Below are 19,911 nucleotides of genomic sequence, written 5' to 3' on the forward strand. Positions count from 1 at the left end.
ATCGGTGAGGCCAGACCGAAGATAAATGAGTCCCCCTCCCGCGAGGGGAGGGGGACTCGAATGTGAATGTCGCGGCGCCTCAGGGTGAGGGGGCGGCTCCGGCCTTCAGCCCGGCGCCGGGCCGCCGCCGGTGGCGGCGATCGCGGCGGCGGCGACGGCCGGGTCGACCGGGCCGCCGTCATGGCTGCGCACCACCACGTCGCGCCGTGCCAGGTGGATGCCGGCGGCGTCGAACTCCTCGAGGATGCGCTGATACAGCATCCGGCGGATCATGAACTGCTCGCCCGGCCGGGCCATGAACTTGATCCCGACCACCATGTTGAACTCCTCGATCTGGCGCACGCCCTGGGATTTCGGCGCGTCGAGCAGATGCGGGCCTAGCGTCGGGTCGGCGGCGATCTCGGCGCCGATCTTCTTCACGATCTTCTTCACCTGGTCGACATCGGTGTCGAACGGCACCCGGAACTCCATCTTCACCACCACCCAGTCGCGGCTGAGATTGGTCATCGCCCGGGCCTCGCCGAACGGCACCGTCTGCAGCGCGCCGCGCTGGTGGCGCAGCTTGAGCGAGCGGATCGAGATCGCCTCGACCGTGCCCTTCAGATTGCCGATCTCGACATATTCGCCGATCCGGAACGCGTCCTCGAGCAGGAAGAAGACGCCGGAGACGATGTCCTTCACCAGGGTCTGGGCGCCGAAGCCGATGGCCAGGCCGATGACGCCGGCACCGGCCAGCAGCGGTCCGATGTCGATGCCGAGCGCGGACAGCACCACCAGCACCGCGACCGTGGCCAGCGTGACGAAATAGGCGTTGCGGAACAGCGGCAGCAGCGTGCGCATCCGGGCCTGCCGGGTGACGTCGGTCGCCGACATCGACGTGGTCGACCGGCTGAGATGGTGGTCGATCAGGCCGCGGCCGAGATGCCACAGCAGGTCGACCGCGATCAGCGTCAGCACGATCCGCAGGGCGGCGCGCAGCGCCATCGCCCCCGGCTCCTCCGCCGCCATCATCGCATGCATCGAATCGACGCCCCAGCGCTGCGCCAGGAAGGCCAGGGCGCCGAGGATGACCAGCGCCTGGGCCGTCCGCTCGACCAGCATCGCCAGCGGCTTGTCCTTGCCCTCGACCGAACCCGGCGACGCCACCGACCGCGCCGCCTCGCGGATCTGGCGCAGGCCCCAGGGCAGCAGCGCCAGCACGAAGACGGTGATCGCGGCGCGGGCGGCGCCGAGGGCGATCAGCACCGCCGCCGCCGCCATCGCCACCGTGACCACCCAGCGCGCGAGGTCGTCCTTGATGCCCGGCTCGTTGGTCCAGGCCCGGCGCCGCCAGGTGAAGGCGACGACCAGGGCGAGCACCAGGAAGGAGGTCAGCTCGCGGATCAGCAGCGCCGCATCCTCCGGCGCGTCCAGCCGGCTCATCAGCCGGGCCAGGAACACGCCGCCGATCATCACCGTCGGGATCGCGATCAGCCAGCGCATGACCACCGGGATGACGCTCTCCTCCACCACCACCAGGCGCAGGTCCGGCCGGCCGGGGGCGAGGCCGAGCCGCAGCACCGCCCGCGCCAGGCGGCCGACCAGCACGATGGCCAGGAGGGCGATGACCAGATGCTGGAAGCCGTGCGGCCAGGTGAAGATCAGGAAGACGCCGAGACTGCCGACAGCGAAGGCGATCACGGCGCCGACGGCGAAGACCAGGCGGGCGCCGAAGACGGCGAGATGCTCGCCGATCCCGGCGCCGGGCGCGTGGATCAGCCGGTGACGGATCGAGGCGGTCAGGCGCCGGAACAGCCACTCGACCAGGATGCCGATGCCGACGAAGCCGCCGACCGCCAGGACCAGGCCGATCAGGCCGAGCTCGGCCAGCGCGTCGCCGATCCGGGTGCCGACCGCGGCCAGGATGCCGGGCAGGTCGTGCATGGTCGCGACGTACCATTGCAGCTTGCTGCGGGTCTGCATCCGCATCATGTCGATCTCGTCCATCTTGGACGAGGCCGATGCCGCGGCGGCCGGTGTCGGCTGCGCGGCCTGCTTCTGCGCCAGCCAGCCCTGCACCTCGGGGTTGCGCAGCAGGTCCAGCAACTGCTGGACGGAGGCCGGAGGAGGCTGCTCCACCGCCGGCGCGGGCGCCTGCTGCGCCCAGGCCGTCCCCCCGGCCAGAACCAGCACCGCGATCAGCAGGCCCCGAAACCAACGCATCCGCCCCTCCCCGTCCCCAGCCGCGCATGCTGTCGCGCCGCGCGGCCGGTGGCAACGGTCCTCGCGGGGGGGATGCAAGGATCACTGGGCGGCGACGCGCACCCCGGCCTGCCACGTCTCCCAGTCCCGGACCACGGCCTGGACGAAGGGGGCGCCCGCCGCATACAGGTTGGCGATCGCGATCGGGAAGCCGCCGGACTTGGCCTGCAGGGATTCCACCGCCGTCTGGCCGGGATGGGGCCGGTCGAAATTGGACGCTGTGCGCAGCACCGCGACCCGCCTGGTGTCCACGAGGCCGGCCTCCTCGCCGCGCCGCAGCGCCTCGAAGGTGGCGTTGTCCTCCTGCTGCGTCGTGCAATAGCTGCCCTTGCCGTCGGTCAGGAGCGCCACCCAGTCTTTCGCCCGCTCGCCGATCAGCGCGCCGTGCCAGTAGGTGTCGCCCGCCAGCGTGTCGCATTGCACGACCTTCGGCGGCTGGTTGGCCGGGGCGTCCGGATAACGGGCCCGATAGGCCGCCGCGGCCTCGCCGTCGACCAGCTTCGCATCCTTGGTCAGGGCCAGAACGGCCTGGAGCAGGTCCTCGTTCAGCTGGAACACCTCGGTGCGGTAGTTGAGCGGCGGCTTCCCGGCCGGATCCTTCGCCCCAATGCCGAGATAGCCCGTGCTCCAGCCCTGCGGCGTCTCGCGGGCATCGATCTCGTGCTGGATGCCGAAATCGACCAGGTAGCGGGCCCAGGCGGCGGTGCCGAGCGTCCCCTGCGCCGGATCGATCCCGGCGATGCCGGCGATCAGCACATAGGCCTTGGTCAGGTCGAATTGCCGGCTCCACAGCAGCGCCATGGTCGAGGCCGCGGCGTTGGCATGGCCCATGCCGGTCGTCAACTGGCACACGCCGTCGGCGTTGCAGTGCACGGCGGGATAGTCGGGCGAGAGGCCCGGCACCGCGATCTCCCGATCCAGGCGAAGCTGCTCGATCCAGGGCTTCGCCTCCGGCCCGAACATCGAGATGATCAGCACCTTGACCGGTCGCGGCACCGGCGGCGTCTGCGCCATGGCGGGGGCGGCGGCGAACGCCGCCAGGGCCGCCGCGGCGACGGCGCGCTTCAGATCGGGAAGGGGCAAGGGTCGCTCCATCGCATCAGGAAAAGGATCTCGAGCCTACCCTAGCGCGCCCCCCGCGCCAGCCGCCGCTCCAGCGCCGTCGCCGCCAGGGCGATCGGGTAGCACAGGGCGAAGTAGAACAGCGCGACGAAACCGTAGGTGCGGGCGGAATCGAAGGTGGCGTTGACGATGATGGTGCCGGCCTTGGTCAGCTCGACGAAGCCGATCACCGAGGCCAGCGCCGTGCCCTTCACCACCTGGACCAGGAAGCCGACGGTCGGCGCGATGGCGACGCGCAGCGCTTGCGGCAGGATCACCAGCCGGAGCTGCTGCGGCCAGGACAGGGCCAGGGCCCGCGCCGCCTCCCATTGGCCGCGCGGCACGCTGTCGACCGCGCCGCGCCAGATCTCCGACAGGAAGGCGGCGGCGTAGAGCGTCAGCGCCACCGCGGCGGCGGCCAGCGGTGGCAGGTCGAGGCCGACCAGCGCCAGGCCGAAGAAGCACAGGAACAGCTGGATCAAGAGCGGCGTGCCCTGGAACAGCTGGACGTAGAGCCCGGTCGCGCGCAACGCCCAGCGCCGCCCGGACAGGCGCAGCAGCAGGAGGCCGGCGCCGAGCAGGAAGCCGCCGAGGAAGGCGATCAGGCTCAAGGCCACGGTCCAGCGCGCCGCCAGCAGCAGGTTGCGCAGTATGTCCCAGGTGGTGAAGCCGGTCATGCCGCGGCCTGCCGGTGGCGGAACAGGCGCCGGCCGACCCGGTCCGACAGCCGGCGCAGGGCGATGGCGAGGACCAGGTAGATCGCGCCGACCAGCAGATAGGTCTCGAAGCTGAGGAAGGTGCGGGACTGGATGAAGCTGCCGGCGAAGGTCAGCTCGCGCACCGCGATCTGCGACACCACCGAGGAGCCGAGCATGATGATGACGAACTGGCCGGTCAGGGAGGGATACACCTTCTCCAGCGCCGGGATCAGGATCACCAGCCGGAAGGTGCGCCAGCGCGACAGGCCGAGGCTGGCCCCGGCCTCCCACAACCCGCGGCCGACCCCGTCGAGACCGGCGCGCACGATCTCGGTCGCATAGCCGCCGAGGTTCACGATCATCGCCAGCAGCGCCGCCTCGACGCTGCCGAGCCGCAGCCCCAGCCGCGGCAGGCCGAAGAAGACGAAGAACAGCTGGACGATGAAGGGCGTGTTGCGGATCAGCTCGACATAGGCGCCGACCAGGATGCGGACCGGGGCGCGGCGCGAGCGTCGGCCGAGCGCGCCGAGCACGCCCAGCGCCAGCCCGCCGGCGATAGCGGCGAGAGTCAGGAGGATGGTCAGCCCGATCCCCTGCAGGACCAGGCCGCCATAGCCGAACAGGTCGGCGAAGTGGAAGGTCAAGCTCGGCTCAGACCGGCAGGTCGCCCGGCAGGCCGGCGCCGAGCCACTTCTGGCTGATCGCGTCCAGCCGCCCGTCCTGCCGGGCCGCGGCGATAATGGCGTTGACCCTGGCCAGCAGCTTCGGCTCGCCCTTGTTCAGGCCGATGAAGCAGGGCGACTGGCTGAGGATGAATTTCGGCTCCGGCCGCACCGCCGGGTCGCGCGCCAGGATCGCGGCGGCGACGACGTTGCCGGTGGCGATCAGTTCGGTCTGGCCCGACAGGAAGGCGGCGATCGTCGTGTTGTTGTCCTCGAACCGCTCGATGTCCGCGTCGGCCGGGGCGATCTTGGAGATCGCCAGGTCCTCCAGCGCGCCGCGGGTGACGCCGACGGTCTTGCCCGCCAGGTCCTCGGCCTTCGCCACCGTGGAATCGGCCGGGCCGAACACGCCGGAGAAGAACGGCGCATAGGCGCTGGTGAAGTCGATCACCTTCTCCCGCTCCGCGTTCTTGCCGAGGCTGGAGATGATCAGGTCGACCTTGTGGGTCTGCAGATAGGGCAGCCGGTTTGCACTGGTGACGGGCACCAGCTCGACCGCCACGCCCAAATCCTGGGCAATCAGGGTGGCCATGTCGATGTCGTAGCCCTGCGGCTGCAGGTCGGGCCCGGCCGAGCCGAAGGGCGGGAAGTCCTGCGGCACGGCGATGCGGATGACCTTGGCGGCCAGCACGTCGTCCAGCGCCTCGGCCGCGGCCGGCTGCGCCGCCCCGGCCAGCCCCATCGCCACCACCAGGCCGCAGAGCAGCCCCTTCCCCCAGTTCCGCAACGACATCCTGCGCCCCGTCCAAACCGGCGCGACCGCCGCGCCATCCGGCCCCGGGGGTCAGCAAGCGGCGTGCCAGGACGGGCCGGCGAAACAGACGGCAACAAATCGTTACGCACCCGGCATTGTCCCGGCCGACCCGGGGGGTTAGGGAAGGGCGGGACCCACCACCAGGACAGGCCATTGCCCACGCTGTTGTACATCCTCGCCTTCCTCTGCCCGCCGCTCGCCGTCTATCTCGACATCGGGGCGGGGGACGAGCTCCGGCTGAACATCATCCTGACGATCCTGGGCTGGATCCCCGGCATCCTCCACGCCCTCTACATCCTGTCGATCCACCCGCCGCACTGACGGCGCCGCGTCACTCCGCCGGCTGCAGCTCCGGCTCCGTCCGGGCCGGGCGCGACAGGAAGCCGAACACCACGGCGGTGCCGCTGCTGCCGGAATTCCTGCTGGCCTATCCCGAGATCGAGCTGGATCTCGACTTCAACGACCGCATCGTCGACGTGATCGATGCCGGGCTGGACGTGGTGATGCGCAGCGGTGCGCTGGCGGATTCGCGCCTGATGTCGCGGCGCGTCGGGCGGGCTTGGCCTGCTGTACACGGCCGACTTCATCGTCAGGGAGGCTCTGGAGGACGGCAGCCTGCAGACCGTGCTCGATGCCTACCAGGCCCCGCCGGTTCTGGGTGCTGTGGCCGTCCAGCCGGCAGTTGTCGCCGAAGGTACGGGTGTTCGTCGACTTCCTGTGCACGCGGCTGATCCCGGCACCGGGCGCCTGAACCCGAGGCCCAGGCGCCCGGCCTTCCGGGTTACAGCACGAAGTCCGCCGCCGTCAGCGCGACATTGCCGGCCAGCACGATATGGAAGTCGGAAGTGCCGTCGCCGTTGACATCGCCGGCGACCGTGGTGGTCGTGGGCGAGGTGTAGGCGTAGCGCAGCTCACCCGCGGTATGGGTGAACAGCCCGGTGCCGATGAAGTGGAACGCCTGGTTGCCGGCCGCCCAGACGTTGGCGTCGATCGGCGACACGTCGATCTTGTCGCCCTGGGCATGGCTGAAATCGGCGATCTTGTCAGCCTTGGGCCCGACCGCGCTGTACGAGAGGGAGGAGAAGACGAAGCGATCGGCCCCGGCGCCGCCGATGAGGACATCCGAACCGGCGCTGCCGACCAGTGTGTCATCGCCCGCTCCGCCGGACAGCGTCAGGCCGACCCGGCCGGCCCCGACCGCAAGGGCGTTGATCACGTCGTTGCCGGCGCCGCCGTCGACCGTCAGCTGGTCGGCCGCTTCCAGGTGCTGGATCGAGACTCTCTCCTGAAGCCCGTCGACGCCGACCGTGGACCCGGAGTTCCAGAGCGTGATGCCGTTGGCGCCGGCAGTACCCTCCACCGTCACCGCATCGATGGCCCCGTCGCCGGTGGTTCCACCCACGGTCCCGGCCAAGTCGATGTCGACCCGGTTGACTTCGGTCCCGGTCAGGTCGTGGATCCTGACCTTGTCGGCGCCGCCGAGCGCATCGAACTCGATGCGCTCGACATCGTTCAGATCCATGTTGATCGAGGCGATGTCGCGGAAGAAGGTCGCTCGCCCGAAATTGGCCAGGATGTCGACCGTCTCGGCGGCCCCCGCCCCGAGGAAGCTCATGGTGTCGGTGCCGAACCCGCCCTCGACCGTGTCGCTGCCCTCACCCGGCGCCCAGAAGAAAACGTCGTCGCCGCTGCCCAGGAAGGCGGTGTCGTCGCCCCGGGCGCCGATCACGATATCGTTGCCGGCGCCGCCGAGCAGCAGGTCCGCCCCGGCGCTCCCGATCAGCGTGTCATTGCCCTCGCCGCCGTCGAGCACCAGGACCATCGACTGGGGCAGCGCCCGCGCGTCGAGCCGGTCATTGCCGCCGAGCCCGTCGATGATCAGATGGTCGCCAGCGTCGAAATGCTCGATCGTCGTCTGCGCCGCCAAGCCGTTCACCACCACAGCCGCGGCGGCGCCGGTGCCGGTCTGCGACAGCGTGATCACGTCGGCCGCGCCGGCGGCGGCGCCGTTGACGATCACCGTATCTGTCACGCCGTCGCCTGCGGTGCCGCCCAGCACGCCGGCCAGGTCGATCGCCACCTGCTTGACGTCGGTGCCGGCCAGGTTGTTGAGGGTCATCAGGTCGGACCCGCCGAGCGCGTCGAATTCGATGCGTTCGACATTGTCCAGGGTCATGGTGACCGCGGCGATGTCGCGGAAGAAGATCGCCTTCCCGGCATTGGCGAAGATCTGGATGTTCTCATCGACATTCGCGCCCAGGAAGCCGAGGGTGTCGGTGCCCGCCTCGCCGTCGATCGTGTCGCTGCCGTCGCCCGGGGCCCAGCCGAACAGGTCGTTGCCGGTGCCCAGGAAGGCGATGTCGTCGCCCTTCTTGCCGATGACGATGTCGTTGCCGCCCTTGGCGTTGATGGTGTCGGCATTGTCCGTGCCGAACAGTGTTTCGCCCAGGTCGCTGCCGTTGATGATGGCCATGGATCGTTCCCCTTCTCTGCGGGGCGGCCGGCGGCCGCCGCTCGGTTGTCTCGCCCGGCCAACATGCCGGATGCTCAGGGGAGTCAGGTGTTACCGAGGTCACCCGACGTGGGATCCGCATGAGTCGCGCCGCCGGATGTGCTCCAATGGCCGGATCCGAGCGCAGGAGTCGCCACCATGCCGAAGCGGATCGATGCCGGGGTGCTGAGCGTCGCCTATGAGGAGGCCGGCGATCCGTCGGGCTGGCCGGCAGTGCTGCTGCACGGCTTCCCCTATGACATCCACAGCTATGACGAGGTCGCGCCGCGCCTCGCCGCGCAGGGCGCCCGGGTGATCGTGCCCTATCTGCGCGGCTACGGCCCGACCCGGTTCCTGTCGGCGGAAACGCCGCGGTCGGGCGAGCAGGCGGCGCTGGGGCACGACCTGCTGGCGCTGCTCGACGCGCTGAAGATCAAATCGGCAGTGCTGGGCGGCTATGACTGGGGCGGGCGGGCCGCCTGCATCGTCGCGGCGCTGTGGCCGGAGCGGGCGCGCGGGCTGGTCTCGGTCAACGGCTACAACATCCAGGACATCGCCAGATCGGGCGAGCCGGCCTCACCCGAGGCCGAGTTCCGCTACTGGTACCAGTACTATTTCCATGGCGAGCGCGGCTGGCTCGGGTTGGAGCGCAACCGGCGCGAGCTGTGCCGCCTGCTGTGGCGGCTGTGGTCGCCGGAGTGGCGCTTCGACGACGCCACCTATGAGCGCAGCGCGGCATCCTTCGACAATCCCGATTTCGTTGCGGTGGTGATCCACTCCTACCGCCACCGCTTCGCCCTGGTCGAGGGCGATCCGGCGGTGGCGGAGGTGGAGCGCCGGCTGGCGGCGCAGCCGCCGATCGCGGTGCCGGCGATCACGCTGGACGGCGACGCCGATGGGGTGATGCCGCCCGGCGGCACCGCCCATCACGCCAGCCGCTTCACCGGCCGGCACGAGCACCGGGTGGTGACGCCGGGGATCGGCCACAACCTGCCGCAGGAGGCCCCCGAAGCCTTCGCCGAGGCGATGCTGACCGTCAGGAGCTGGGCCGGCGGCTGACGGCCGCTCAGCGCATCCCGTACTGCGCGTCGTGCAGCCGGCGGTAGAGGCCGCCGGCGGCGACCAGGTCGCGGTGCCTTCCCTGCTCGGCGATGCCGTTGGCGTCGACCACCACGATCCGGTCGGCATGCTGGATGGTGGCCAAGCGATGGGCGATCACCAAAGTGGTGCGGCCCTGCGACAGCTCGGCCAGCGACTGCTGGATCGCCTGCTCGGTCTCCGTGTCCAGCGCCGAGGTGGCCTCGTCCAGGATCAGGATCGGCGGGTTCTTCAGGAACATGCGGGCGATCGCCAGGCGCTGCTTCTGTCCGCCCGACAGCTTCACCCCGCGCTCGCCGATCACCGTGTCCAGCCCGTCCGGCAGGCCGGCGACGACGCCGTCGAGCCGGGCCCGCCGCGCCGCCTCCATGATCTCGGCCTCGGTCGCGCCCAGCCTGCCATAGGCGATGTTCTCGCGGATCGAGCCGGCGAACAGGAACACATCCTGCTGCACCACGCCGATCTGCCGGCGCAGCGAGGTCATGGTCATGTCGCGGATGTCGATGCCGTCCACGGTGATACGGCCGCCCTGGACCTCGTAGAAGCGCGGCAGCAGCGAGCAGATCGTGGTCTTGCCGGCGCCCGACGGGCCGACGAAGGCCACCGTCTCGCCGGCCTGGATGGCAAGGTCGATGCCGCGCAGCACCGGCGTGCCGTCGCCATAGCCGAAGCTGACCCCCTCGTAGCGGATATCGCCCCTGAGCGACGGCACCTCGATCGCGCCCGGCCGGTCGACGATGTCGGGTTCGGTGTCCAGAAGCTCGGTGTAGCGGCGGAAGCCGGCGATGCCCTTGGGATAGGTCTCGATCACCGAGTTGATCTTGTCGATCGGGCGGAAGAACACGTTGACCAGCAGCAGGAAGCCGACGAAGCCGCCCTCGCTGAGCCGGCCGGTCAGCACGAAATAGGCGCCGGCGATCATCACCACCATCTGGATCAGCCGCATGCTCAGGTAGCTGAGCGAGGTGCTGGCCGCCATGATCCGGTAAGCGTCGAGCTTGGTGCGGCGGTAGTTCTGATTGTCGTCCGCGAACAGCCGGCGCTCGTGCTCCTCATTGGCGAAGGCCTGCACCACGCGGATGCCGCCGACATTCTCCTCGATCCGCACGTTGAAGTTGCCGACCCGGCCGTACAGGGCCTGCCAGTTGCGGGTCATGCGGCCGCCGTAGCGGCTGGTCAGCCAGGCGGTCAGCGGCACGATCGCCGCGGTGATCAGCGCCAGCTCGGCATGCACCATCAGCATCAGCGCGAAGGCGCCGATGAAGGTCATCACCGCGATGAACAGGTCCTCCGGCCCGTGATGCGCGACCTCGCCGATCTCCTCCAGATCCTTGGTCAGCCGGCCGACCAGATGGCCGGTCTTCTGATTGTCGAAGAAGCTGAAGGACAGCTTCTGCAGATGGTCGAAGGCCTTCCGCCGCATCTCGGTCTCGATGTTGATGCCGAGCATGTGGCCCCAATAGGTCACCACCGCCATCAAGCCGGTGTTGGACACGTAGATGACGAGCAGGCCGGCCGCGGCCAGCAGGATCAGCGGCCAGTCGCCGCTCGGCATCAGGCTGTCGACGAAGACCTTGACCGCGATCGGGAAGCCGAGCTCGAGCAGGCCGGAGACGATGGCGCAGCAGAAATCGAGCAGGAACAGCCCGCGATGCGGCCGGTAATAGGCGAAGAAGCGTCTCAGCATCGGTCGTCTCGAGGTCAGCCGCCGGACTGCCACACCCGGATCGACTCGACGGGGTGAAGCAGCATCAGCACGTTCAGGGTCAGGTTGTCGCGGATCAGCCAGCCGGTGAACAGTTCGAAGAAGATCGCCAGCGCCACCGTCAGCCAGACCGGCGCCCGCGCCGCGAAGAAGAACCCCGCCAGCATGAAGCCGATGTCGAAGACCGAGTTGATCACGCTGTCCCCGGTATAGCCGAGGGCGATCGTCGCCTCGCGGTAGCGGTCGATGATCATCGGGCTGTTCTCGGCGATCTCCCAGGCGGCCTCGATGGCGATGGCGATCAGCGCCCGGGCGCCCAGCGGCAGCCGCCGGACGACGAGCCAGGTCAGCCCGAAGAACAGGAAGCCGTGGATGATGTGCGACGGCGTGTACCAGTCGGCGATGTGCTGCGAGTTGTCCGAGCTGAGCACGTCGGAGGTCCACAGCTTGACCGTGCCGCAGGTGCAGATCGGCACCCGGCCCATGGCCAGCAGGATCGCCGCCGTCGCCGCGATCAGGCCGAGGCCGAGCAGGAGATATACACTTGGCGACAGCCGGCCCGGCCGCGCCGCCCTGAAAGATCCGTTCACCATGGGCGCAGTCCTATCACGGCCGGAAGCCTGCGAAGCATTCGCGGTCGTCAGGGCGACGCGCCGGATTCGGCATGACGGCGCAGATCAGAGATACGGAGAGGCCAGCCACACCGTCCGGTTGCGCAGCCTGGTCAGGAACGGCCGGGCCCGCAGCGTCGCCAGCGTCTCCGGCCGGGCCGAGGCCATGCGCTGCCGAATGGCGGCATCGACCTCGCCGGCCACGGCGCGGTCGTAGATCTCGACATCCAGCTCGAAATTCAGCCGCAGGCTGCGCGAATCGAGGTTGGAGGAACCGATCAGCGCCCAGGCGCCGTCCACCGCCATCAGCTTGGAATGATCGAACGGGCCGGTCGCCCGCCACACCCGGCAGCCGGGCCGCAGCACCTGGTCGAGCTGCGCCGTCATCGCGGCGTCGACCAGCGCCAGGTTGTTCACGCTGGGGATGACGATGTCGACCTCGACCCCGCGCTGCGCCGCGATCGCCAGCGCGCTGGTCAGCGGCAGATCGGGCAGGAAATAGGGCGAGCAGATGCGGATCGAGCGCTGCGCCACGGCGATCGCGCCCATCACCAGGCTGTGATTCGAACCCAGGGTGACGTCCGGCCCGGACAGGATGGCCCGGGCCAGCACCGACGGCGCCGGCTGCGGCTGCGGCAGTGACTGCCAGGCCTTGCCGTGCAGCCGCTCGCCGGTGGTGAAGCGCCAGTCCTGGGCGAAGGCGGCCAGCAGGCTCTGCACCATCGGTCCGCGGATCCAGGCATGGCTGTCGCGGGCCGGCGGCCCGTCGGCACAGGCGCTGGAGAACTGGGCCCGGATGTTCATGCCGCCGGTGAAGGCTGCCTCGCCGTCAACCACCAGCAGCTTGCGGTGGCAGCGCAGATTGGCATAGGGCAGCCTCAGGCCGATCAGCTTGCCGTTGAAGCGCGCCGTCCTGACGCCGCCCTCCCGCAGCAGGCCGACGATCTGCGGCCGTGAATAGCGCGCCCCGATCGCGTCGATCAGCACCCGCACCGCCACGCCGCGCCGCGCGGCCTCGATCAGCGCCCCGGCGATCTCCTGCCCGACCGCATCATTGTCGAAGATGTAGCTCTGCAGCGCGATCGAGGACCGGGCGCCACGGATCGCCTCCAGCATCGCCGGATACGCCTCGTCGCCGCCCTGCAGCAGCCGAAGGTCGTTGTCCTGGGTGACCGGGAAGGGTGAGACCTTGTCGCCGAGCCGCTGCAGCGAGGCGAATTGCGGCGCCGACGCCGACGCGACATCCACCGCCGGCCCGGTCTCCTGGTCGTCCATGCCGGCGCCCGATTGCCGCCGCCGGCGCGCGATCGCGGCGCGGCGCACCCGGTTGACGCCCAGCACCAGATAGATCAGGACGCCGAGGATCGGATTCAGCACGATCACGCCGACCCAGCCGGTGGCGGCGCGCACATCGTCCTTGGTCATGATTGCATGGATGGCGCCGGCGATGCCGAGCACGAGGCTGGCCGCCAGCACGATGTCGGACCAATACGTCGTCCAGAATCCGTTCATGCCGTCCATAGTTGATGTTCCGCCGTCCATCCCCTGCCAGCAACACCGGCGGCCGGCAAGGCTCAGCGACGTTGCAGGAGAAAGAGATGCCGGGCGCCTTGACGCCGGCCGGCGTCTCTCATAGTTTGGATCCATGGATCCAAACTCGATCGCCGATGCGTTGCGGCGCGACATCGAAGCGCGGCTGCTGCCGCCGGACACGGCGCTGCGCCAGGAGAGCCTGGCGGAGCGGTTCGGGGTCAGCCGCCAGCCGGTGCGGCAGGCGCTGGACCGGTTGCTGGCGGAAGGGCTGGTGGTCCGCCGGTCCGACCGCAGCCTGGCCGTTGCCGGCCTGTCGGCCGAGGAAAGCCGGCACCTGGCTGCCCTGCGCATCCTGGTCGAGGGCGAGGCCCTGCGCCTGTCGCTGCCCCGGCTGGAGCCGCGCGACCTGCGCCGGGCCACGCGCCTGGCCGAGGACCTGGCCGAGGAAGAGAATCCGGCGGCGATCGAGGAGCTGGACGTCGCCTTCCACGCCGCCCTGTATGGCGCCTGCGGCAATGCCCGGATGCTGCGCCTGATCGATTCGCTGCGGCGGGAAGGACGACGCGCCTATGCGCTGCAGCCCCCGGGCTCCGCCTTCCGCGCCGCGATGGCGGCGCAGCACGAGGCGATTCTCGCCGCCTGCCGGGACGGCGACGCCGCCGCCGCCGTCGCCGCCCTCGCCGTCCATCTGCGGGCGGCGGCCGATCCGCAATCAGGAGAGACCTCATGAGCCAGTATCAGGCCACGGTGCTGTGGCAGCGCCCGCCGAACGTCGCCTTCACCGACGGCCGCTACAGCCGGGCCCATCTCTGGCGCTTCGACGGCGGCGTCGAGGTGCCGGCCTCGGCCTCGCCGCATGTCGTGCCCCTGCCCTTCTCGGCCCCGGAGGCGGTCGATCCGGAGGAGGCCTACATCGCCGCCCTGGCGAGCTGCCACATGCTGACCTTCCTGTCGATCGCGGCCAAGCGCCGCTTCACCGTCGACCGCTACAGCGACGCGGTGGAGGGGGTGATGGAGAAGAACGCCGAGGGTCGGATCGCGGTCACCCGGGTGGTGCTGAACCCCCGCGTGACCTATGCCGGACCGGCGCCGGACCGGGCCGCGGAAGAGGCGATGCATCACGCCGCCCACGAGCAGTGCTTCCTGGCCAATTCGGTCAAGACCGTGATCGAGATTCGGCTGGACTGATGCGTCCGGACGGCTCCGCTCCGGCAGGAAATGCCAAAGCGGGGCATGGGCATCCGGCAAACCGCCGACACCTTCATGCGAACGGCGCATGGCACCCATGCACAGCCTATCAACAAAAGAAACCGCCCGATCCCGAGCTCGAAATTTTGTTTCAGGATATCGACCACTTTAGAGCAGCGGAGGGCTCGGCATTCGCGGCCGATAATGAAACAACTCCACATCCGGAAATTTTTATCCGGTTTTGGATGCTCTTGAAACCATCTCCGTCGAGTATATAATAAAATTTCTTCAACGGGAAATATTATGTCATCTCTTCGAAATTTCATAATGGAAAATCTTGCCGATATTTTTTATACCAAGAGGAGTCTCCTCCCTTGTCATGATCCTTTAAGTTGTTTGTAAACGATGATTTTGTGATCTTAGGTCGAGAGCGGCGCCATGTGCTGGCAGCGCTGGGACCGATACTGAAACGCGCATAGCGGAGAATGAATATGGCTTTGTCACTGGAACTCCTGGGGCTGTTGGGCGTCAACCTCGAAGACACCAACGACGACGTGCTCGTCGGCGGCAACATCATCGACACGCTGAGTGGCGGTGACGGCGACGACGTGATCGAAGGCAAGGGCGGCGCTGACGTCCTCAGCGGCGGCGACGGCATCGACACGCTGAGCTACGAGACCTCGCCCGCGGCGGTGAATGTCAACCTGACGCCGGGGCTGCTGGGGCTGATCAGCCTCAACAGCGGCGGCGACGCCACCGGCGACCTGGCCAGCATCGGCTTCGAGAACGTCATCGGCTCGGCTTTCGCCGACACTCTCACCGGCGACAACACCGCGAACACCCTGGTCGGCTTGGCTGGAGACGACACCCTCAATGGCGGCGCCGGGAACGATGTGCTGGTCGGTGGCTCCGGAAACGACCGGATGGACGGCGGCACCGGCGTCGACACCGCGAACTATGTCGACTCGAGCACGGCGATCATCGCCGATCTGACCGCGGGCACGGGCACCAACCCGGCCGGCACGGAACACGACACCCTGATCGGCATCGAGAACCTCACCGGTTCGCGCTTCGCCGACACCCTGACCGGCGACGCCGGCGACAACGCGCTCAGCGGCGCCGCGGGCGACGATGTCATCACCGGCGGCGCCGGGAAGGACGCGATCGACGGCGGCACCGGCAGCGACCGCGCCAGCTACGCGGCCTCCAACGCGGCCGTGACCATCAGCCTGACCGCCGGCACCGCCAGCGGCGGACATGCCCAGGGCGATGTCCTGACCCACATCGAGAGCCTGACCGGCAGCGCCTTCAACGACAAGCTGAGCGGCAATGACGGCACCAACGTCCTGAGCGGCGGGGCGGGCAACGACACCATCTTCGCCGCCGGCGGCGACGACTTCCTCTACGGCGGCACCGGGGCCGACCTGATCGACGCCGGCAACGGCACGGACACCATCCACTATGTGAGCTCCACCGCGGCGGTGACGGTCAACCTGACCACCAACGTCAACACCGGCGGCGAGGCCGCGGGTGACTCGCTGTTCAATGTCGAGAACGTGGTCGGATCGAGCTTCGCCGACAATCTCACCGGCGACTTCCGCGGCAACTCCCTCTCCGGTGTGGCTGGAAACGATGTCCTCAACGGCGCCGGCGGCGACGACACCCTCTTCGGCGGTGCCGGGGCGGATGTGCTGAACGGCGGCACCGGCCTCGACGCGGCGAGCTATGAGTTCTCGGCGGCCGCGGTGACCGTCAGCCTGACCACCGGGACCGGCATCGGCGGCGACGCCGCGGGCGACACGTTCAACAGCGTCGAAGACCTGATCGGCTCGCGCTTCGCCGATACCCTGACCGGCGATGCCGGCGCCAACACCCTGCGCGGCGGCGACGGCAACGACGTGCTCAGCGGCCTCGATGGCGACGACACCTTCACCGGCGGTGCGGGTACCGACACGATCAACGGCGGCGCCGGGACGGATGGTGCCTTCTACACCAAGAGCAACGTCGCGGTGAACGTGAACCTGGGGACCGGCTTTGCCTCCGGCGGCCATGCCCAGGGCGACCTGCTGATCGACATCGAGAACGTCGGCGGCTCGGAGTTCAACGACACGCTGATCGGCTCCTCCGGCAAGAACATCCTCATCGGCGACCTGGGCGACGACACCCTGCGCGGCGGTGGCGGCGGCGACGAACTGGTCGGCGGCGCGGGGGCGGACAAGTTTGTCTACACCGCGACCACCGACAGCCCCTTCGGCGCCGGTGACGTGATCCGTGACTTCAGCCATGCCCAGGGCGATCTCATCGATCTGTCGGGGATCGACGCCAACACCGGCGCGGCCGGCGACCAGGCCTTCACCTTCATCGGCAACGCCCTCTACAGCGGCGCCGCGGGAGAACTCCGCTTCGCCAACACCGCGCCCGGCGTCGTCACCATCGCCGGCGACGTGAACGGCGACGGCACCTCCGACTTCCACATCAATCTCTACGGCACGAGCGTGACCGCCGGCGACTTCGTGCTGTAAGCGAACGCAGTTTGAGCTCGGGGCCGCCCTTCGGGGCGGCCCCTTTTTTATGCCGTCGCCTCGGCCGCCCGGCGTCGCGCCTCCTCGGTGGCGCGGCGGAAGCGGGCCAGGCGCCGCTCGGCCCGCACCATCCGCTCCGGCCGCGGTTCGTAGATCGCGCCGACAGTGTCAGGCGGTGTCGGCCAGCCCAGCGCCGCAGCGGCGATGCGGTAGCCACCCATCGCCGTGGTCGCGGTCGGCAGGTCGGCGCATTCCACCACCCGCCCGGTCGCGTCGGCGATCAGCTGCGGCCAGATCCGGCTGGCGCCACCACCGCCGGTCAGCCGGATCGGCCCGGGCAGCGCCGCCATGGCATCGAGATTGTTGCGCAGCGCCAGCGCCACCCCCTCCAGCACCGCGTAATGCAGGGCGCCGCGGCCCTGGGCGATGTCGAGATCGAGCAGGGCACCACGCAGCGCCAGGTCGACGAAGGGCGACCGCTCGCCCTTCAGATAGGGCAGGAACAGCGTCTCCGGCGGCGCCGCATCGGCCGCCTCCGCCTCGGCATCGAGCACCGCCAGCTCGGCACCGGCGACCCGGCCGAACCAGCCGGCGGCATCGCCGGCGGTCAGCAGCGGCGCGATCTCGATCGCCCAGCCGGCGCGCGGATGCGCCAGGGTGGTGAAAGGTCGCGGCAGCGCCGCGGGGTCGAGCCGCCGGCTGCGCGCCACCCAGCCGCTGGTGCCGAGATAGACATGGAGCTGGCCGTCGGCCGCCGCGCCGAAGGTCGAGGCCGCGGCGTCGCCGCAGCCATTCACCACCGGACAGCCCGCCGGCAGGCCGAGCGCCTGCGCCGCCTCCGGCCGCAGCCCTTCGATCACGGCATCGGCCGGCAGGATCGGCGGCAGCAAAGCGGGATCGAGGCCGACCGCCTCGACCAGCGGCGCCGACCAGACGCGCCGGGTGATGTCCATCAGCCCGACCGTGGTGGCGGCGGCCGGGTCGGTGGCGATCCGGCCGGTCAGCCGCAGCGCCAGATAGTCCTTGGCCCCGGGCAGGATGGTCGCGACCCGCCGCGCCGCCTCCGGCTCGGCCCGCTGCAGCCAGCGGAACTTGGCGATCGTGTTCAGCGGCCCGGGCGCATTGCCCAGCACCGCCGGGGCGCCCGCCGCCAGCAGCCGGTCGCGGATCGCCGGAAACGTCGCGCCGCTGCGGCCGTCGCTGTACAGCAGGGCCGGCCGCACCGGGCGCCCGTCGGCGTCGAGCGGCACCAGATTCTCCATGGTGCCGACCAGCGCGATCGCCCGCACCGACTCGCGCATCGCCGCCGGCAGCGCGGCGCAGGCGGTGACGGCAGCGGTCCACCAGTCCTCCGGATCCTGCTCCTGCCCGCCACCGGGCGTCGACCTTGTCGGGTGGCGCGCCTCGACCTGCCGGGCCGGGCGGCCATCCTCGCCGAAGGCGACCAGCTTCAGCGCCGTGGTGCCGAGATCGAAGACCAGGAGGATGCTCATCGCGCCGCCGCCATGCCGAAGCGGCGCAACATCACCGCGGCGATGATGATCGCGCCGGTCACCATCTTCTGGAAGAACGGATCGACGTTGAGGATGGTCAGCCCATTCGCCAGCACCGCGATGATGGCGACGCCGACCGCGGTGCCGGGCACGTTCGGCCGGCCGCCACGGAACGCCGTCATGCCGAGGAAGACGGCGGCATAGGCGGGCAGCAGCAGGCTTTCGCCCATGGTGTGCTGGACGCTGCCCAGCCGCGCCGCCAGCAGCACCCCGGCCAGGCCGGACAGGACGGCGGAAATCGCGAAGACGGCGACCACCGGCCGGCCGATCGGCACCCCGGACAGGCGCGCCGCCTCGCGGTTGCCGCCGATCGCGATCAGCCGCCGCCCGAACACGGTCAGGGCCAGGGTGCCGCCGGCCGCGAGCAGCACCGCCAGCATCCACAGCGTCAGCGCCGGCACCGGGCCGGCCAACATTCGAGCCAGCGCGGTGAATCCGGACGGGATGCCCTGGAACAGGCTGGCCCCGCCGGACAGCCAGTAGGCCAGGCCCGACGCGATCGTGCCGAGCGCCAGGGTGGCGATGAAGGACGGCGCCCGGAGCCCATACACCACCAGACCGTTGAGCCCGCCGACCAGGCCACAAGCCAGCAGCGTCAGCAGGATCGCCGGGCCCGGTCCGATGCCGGCGGCCAGCAGCTTGACCACCAGCACGCCGGCCAGCGAGGCGACGAAGCCGACCGACAGGTCGAATTCGCCGATCACCATGACGAAGGTCGCGGCGGTGGCGACGATCGCCAGGATCGCCATCTGCTGGGTGACGTTGAGCAGGTTGGCGGCGGTGGCGAAGGCGTCCGGCCGCGCCAGGGCGAAGCCGAGCACGATCGCGGCCAGCGCCACCGGCGTGCCGAAGCGCTCGACCAGCCGCGCCGGCGCCGCCTCAGCCGCCATGATGCTTGCCTGGGAGACTCACGGGCAGGTCACGCCCAGGCTCTCGCGCGTGACCAGCGTGCCAGGGGCGTAGAGCTCGGCCGCATCCGGCTTGCCACCGGCGAAGACCCTGGCCATCTGCCCGGCCGTGATCGTCGCCATCTCGGCGAAGTTCTGCCGCACCGTGGCGATGAAGGGCGTGCATTGCCGGATCAGGTCGACCGCCTGGGAGTTGCCGTCGATGCCGGCGATGACGATGTCGGTCCGCCCGGCCGCCTGCAGCGCCAGCAGGGCGCCGATGCCCGGCTCGTCCCACGCCGCCCAGACGGCGTCGATCGCGCCCGGCGCCGGGTTGGCGGCCAGCATCGCCTCCATCGCATTGCGGCTGTCGTCGATCTGGCCCGGCACCTGGACGTAGTGGTCGGCCACCTGGCGGATGCCCGGCGCCACCTGCAACGCCTCGTCCAGCGCGATCTCACGCTGATGCACGCCGGGATGGGCCGAATGGAAGAAGCGGACGATCGTGCCCTTGCCGCCCAGCCGGCCGAACAGGTGGTCGGTCATGGTCTTGCCGAGGGCGTGGTTGTCCGAGGTCACGTTCAGCGTCACCCCCGGCGCCGTCGCCCCATCGATGGCGAAGACCGGGATGCCGGCCGCCGCGGCCTTGCCGACCTGGTCCTGGACCTGCGCCGGGTTGATCGAGACCAGCACGATGGCGCCGGTGCGGGCGTTGACCACATCCTCGACCCGGCTGGCCAGGGCGCCGAAATCGCCGGCGGTGTCGACCACCGAGACGGTCCAGCCGTGCTTTTCGGCATCGGCCTT

At 69.9% G+C, this 19,911-nt stretch carries 17 protein-coding genes and 1 pseudogene; 6 read left to right on the plus strand and 12 right to left on the minus strand.

Features of this window, described 5'->3' with window-relative positions:
• Nucleotides 1–105: 105 nt before the first annotated feature.
• The 5 genes from AAHM41_RS29630 to AAHM41_RS29650 all read right to left on the minus strand — a co-directional run bounded on the left by AAHM41_RS29630 (nucleotide 106) and on the right by AAHM41_RS29650 (nucleotide 5,495).
• Nucleotides 106–2,202: a mechanosensitive ion channel family protein gene (locus AAHM41_RS29630; protein WP_342240222.1), complete on the minus strand. Its 2,097-nt coding sequence runs from the start codon at nucleotides 2,200–2,202 to the stop codon at nucleotides 106–108.
• An 81-nt stretch (nucleotides 2,203–2,283) separates the two neighbouring features.
• Nucleotides 2,284–3,324: a purine-nucleoside phosphorylase gene (locus AAHM41_RS29635; RefSeq protein WP_342240223.1), complete on the minus strand. Its 1,041-nt coding sequence runs from the start codon at nucleotides 3,322–3,324 to the stop codon at nucleotides 2,284–2,286.
• 41 nt (nucleotides 3,325–3,365) lie between these two features.
• A complete protein-coding gene (locus tag AAHM41_RS29640) occupies nucleotides 3,366–4,019 on the minus strand; it encodes an amino acid ABC transporter permease (protein ID WP_342240224.1) in 654 nt (217 codons plus the stop codon).
• Entirely contained in the window at nucleotides 4,016–4,684 is a 669-nt protein-coding gene (locus AAHM41_RS29645; RefSeq protein WP_342240225.1) for an amino acid ABC transporter permease, read from the minus strand. The genes AAHM41_RS29640 and AAHM41_RS29645 overlap by 4 nt, the downstream gene beginning before the upstream one ends.
• 7 nt (nucleotides 4,685–4,691) lie before the next feature.
• Complete coding sequence (locus tag AAHM41_RS29650; protein WP_342240226.1) at nucleotides 4,692–5,495, minus strand: transporter substrate-binding domain-containing protein; 804 nt, start codon at nucleotides 5,493–5,495, stop codon at nucleotides 4,692–4,694.
• Between the two features lie 174 nt (nucleotides 5,496–5,669).
• On the opposite strand from AAHM41_RS29650, the gene AAHM41_RS29655 reads away from it, so the two are divergent.
• Both AAHM41_RS29655 and AAHM41_RS40735 read left to right on the plus strand, forming a co-directional pair.
• Nucleotides 5,670–5,837, plus strand: coding sequence for a YqaE/Pmp3 family membrane protein (locus AAHM41_RS29655; RefSeq protein WP_342240227.1), 168 nt, complete (start codon nucleotides 5,670–5,672; stop codon nucleotides 5,835–5,837).
• A 77-nt stretch (nucleotides 5,838–5,914) separates the two neighbouring features.
• Nucleotides 5,915–6,061 (plus strand): annotated as a pseudogene (locus AAHM41_RS40735) (LysR substrate-binding domain-containing protein); the annotation flags it as partial.
• Nucleotides 6,062–6,297: 236 nt separating this feature from the next.
• Here the strand turns inward: AAHM41_RS40735 and AAHM41_RS29660 are convergent.
• On the minus strand, nucleotides 6,298–7,989 hold the full coding sequence (locus AAHM41_RS29660) for a calcium-binding protein (protein WP_342240228.1): 1,692 nt from the start codon (nucleotides 7,987–7,989) through the stop codon (nucleotides 6,298–6,300).
• A 177-nt stretch (nucleotides 7,990–8,166) separates the two neighbouring features.
• On the opposite strand from AAHM41_RS29660, the gene AAHM41_RS29665 reads away from it, so the two are divergent.
• On the plus strand, nucleotides 8,167–9,066 hold the full coding sequence (locus tag AAHM41_RS29665) for an alpha/beta fold hydrolase (protein WP_342240229.1): 900 nt from the start codon (nucleotides 8,167–8,169) through the stop codon (nucleotides 9,064–9,066).
• 7 nt (nucleotides 9,067–9,073) lie between these two features.
• Here AAHM41_RS29665 and AAHM41_RS29670 read toward each other — a convergent pair whose 3' ends face one another.
• The 3 genes from AAHM41_RS29670 to AAHM41_RS29680 form a co-directional block, all read right to left on the minus strand.
• Nucleotides 9,074–10,792: an ABC transporter ATP-binding protein gene (locus AAHM41_RS29670; protein WP_342240230.1), complete on the minus strand. Its 1,719-nt coding sequence runs from the start codon at nucleotides 10,790–10,792 to the stop codon at nucleotides 9,074–9,076.
• Between the two features lie 14 nt (nucleotides 10,793–10,806).
• Nucleotides 10,807–11,403, minus strand: a complete 597-nt coding sequence (locus tag AAHM41_RS29675) for a DUF2585 domain-containing protein (protein ID WP_342240231.1) — start codon at nucleotides 11,401–11,403, stop codon at nucleotides 10,807–10,809.
• 84 nt (nucleotides 11,404–11,487) lie between these two features.
• Nucleotides 11,488–12,933 carry a phospholipase D-like domain-containing protein gene (locus tag AAHM41_RS29680; RefSeq protein WP_342240232.1) on the minus strand — a complete coding sequence of 482 codons (1,446 nt, stop codon included), beginning with the start codon at nucleotides 12,931–12,933 and terminating at the stop codon, nucleotides 11,488–11,490.
• Nucleotides 12,934–13,066: 133 nt separating this feature from the next.
• On the opposite strand from AAHM41_RS29680, the gene AAHM41_RS29685 reads away from it, so the two are divergent.
• From AAHM41_RS29685 to AAHM41_RS29695, 3 genes are all read left to right on the plus strand, one after another.
• Nucleotides 13,067–13,684, plus strand: coding sequence for a GntR family transcriptional regulator (locus tag AAHM41_RS29685; protein WP_342240233.1), 618 nt, complete (start codon nucleotides 13,067–13,069; stop codon nucleotides 13,682–13,684).
• Nucleotides 13,681–14,142 carry an OsmC family protein gene (locus AAHM41_RS29690; RefSeq protein ID WP_342240234.1) on the plus strand — a complete coding sequence of 154 codons (462 nt, stop codon included), beginning with the start codon at nucleotides 13,681–13,683 and terminating at the stop codon, nucleotides 14,140–14,142. The genes AAHM41_RS29685 and AAHM41_RS29690 overlap by 4 nt, the downstream gene beginning before the upstream one ends.
• A gap of 491 nt (nucleotides 14,143–14,633) precedes the next feature.
• Nucleotides 14,634–16,664 (plus strand): beta strand repeat-containing protein, encoded by a 2,031-nt coding sequence (locus AAHM41_RS29695; protein ID WP_342240235.1) that lies wholly within the window; start codon nucleotides 14,634–14,636, stop codon nucleotides 16,662–16,664.
• A gap of 47 nt (nucleotides 16,665–16,711) precedes the next feature.
• Here AAHM41_RS29695 and AAHM41_RS29700 read toward each other — a convergent pair whose 3' ends face one another.
• From AAHM41_RS29700 to AAHM41_RS29710, 3 genes are all read right to left on the minus strand, one after another.
• Nucleotides 16,712–18,157, minus strand: a complete 1,446-nt coding sequence (locus AAHM41_RS29700) for a xylulokinase (RefSeq protein ID WP_342240236.1) — start codon at nucleotides 18,155–18,157, stop codon at nucleotides 16,712–16,714.
• On the minus strand, nucleotides 18,154–19,107 hold the full coding sequence (locus AAHM41_RS29705; protein ID WP_342240237.1) for an ABC transporter permease: 954 nt from the start codon (nucleotides 19,105–19,107) through the stop codon (nucleotides 18,154–18,156). Before AAHM41_RS29705 ends, AAHM41_RS29700 begins: the two co-directional genes overlap by 4 nt.
• A gap of 18 nt (nucleotides 19,108–19,125) precedes the next feature.
• A partial coding sequence (locus tag AAHM41_RS29710) for a substrate-binding domain-containing protein (RefSeq protein ID WP_342240238.1) occupies nucleotides 19,126–19,911 on the minus strand: 786 nt, incomplete at its 5' end.

It is taken from the genome of Inquilinus sp. OTU3971 (genome assembly GCF_038440215.1).

Excerpts from the sequence above, each read along its gene's own strand:
- AAHM41_RS29630 (WP_342240222.1), bottom strand. The coding sequence starts at position 2,202 with ATGCGTTGGTTTCGGGGCCTGCTGATCGCGGTGCTGGTTCTGGCCGGG.
- AAHM41_RS29640 (WP_342240224.1), bottom strand. The coding sequence starts at position 4,019 with ATGACCGGCTTCACCACCTGGGACATACTGCGCAACCTGCTGCTGGCG.
- AAHM41_RS29650 (WP_342240226.1), bottom strand. The coding sequence starts at position 5,495 with ATGTCGTTGCGGAACTGGGGGAAGGGGCTGCTCTGCGGCCTGGTGGTG.
- AAHM41_RS29660 (WP_342240228.1), bottom strand. The coding sequence starts at position 7,989 with ATGGCCATCATCAACGGCAGCGACCTGGGCGAAACACTGTTCGGCACG.
- AAHM41_RS29665 (WP_342240229.1), top strand. The coding sequence starts at position 8,167 with ATGCCGAAGCGGATCGATGCCGGGGTGCTGAGCGTCGCCTATGAGGAG.
- AAHM41_RS29670 (WP_342240230.1), bottom strand. The coding sequence starts at position 10,792 with ATGCTGAGACGCTTCTTCGCCTATTACCGGCCGCATCGCGGGCTGTTC.
- AAHM41_RS29675 (WP_342240231.1), bottom strand. The coding sequence starts at position 11,403 with ATGGTGAACGGATCTTTCAGGGCGGCGCGGCCGGGCCGGCTGTCGCCA.
- AAHM41_RS29680 (WP_342240232.1), bottom strand. The coding sequence starts at position 12,933 with ATGAACGGATTCTGGACGACGTATTGGTCCGACATCGTGCTGGCGGCC.
- AAHM41_RS29685 (WP_342240233.1), top strand. The coding sequence starts at position 13,067 with ATGGATCCAAACTCGATCGCCGATGCGTTGCGGCGCGACATCGAAGCG.
- AAHM41_RS29690 (WP_342240234.1), top strand. The coding sequence starts at position 13,681 with ATGAGCCAGTATCAGGCCACGGTGCTGTGGCAGCGCCCGCCGAACGTC.
- AAHM41_RS29695 (WP_342240235.1), top strand. The coding sequence starts at position 14,634 with ATGGCTTTGTCACTGGAACTCCTGGGGCTGTTGGGCGTCAACCTCGAA.
- AAHM41_RS29700 (WP_342240236.1), bottom strand. The coding sequence starts at position 18,157 with ATGAGCATCCTCCTGGTCTTCGATCTCGGCACCACGGCGCTGAAGCTG.
- AAHM41_RS29705 (WP_342240237.1), bottom strand. The coding sequence starts at position 19,107 with ATGGCGGCTGAGGCGGCGCCGGCGCGGCTGGTCGAGCGCTTCGGCACG.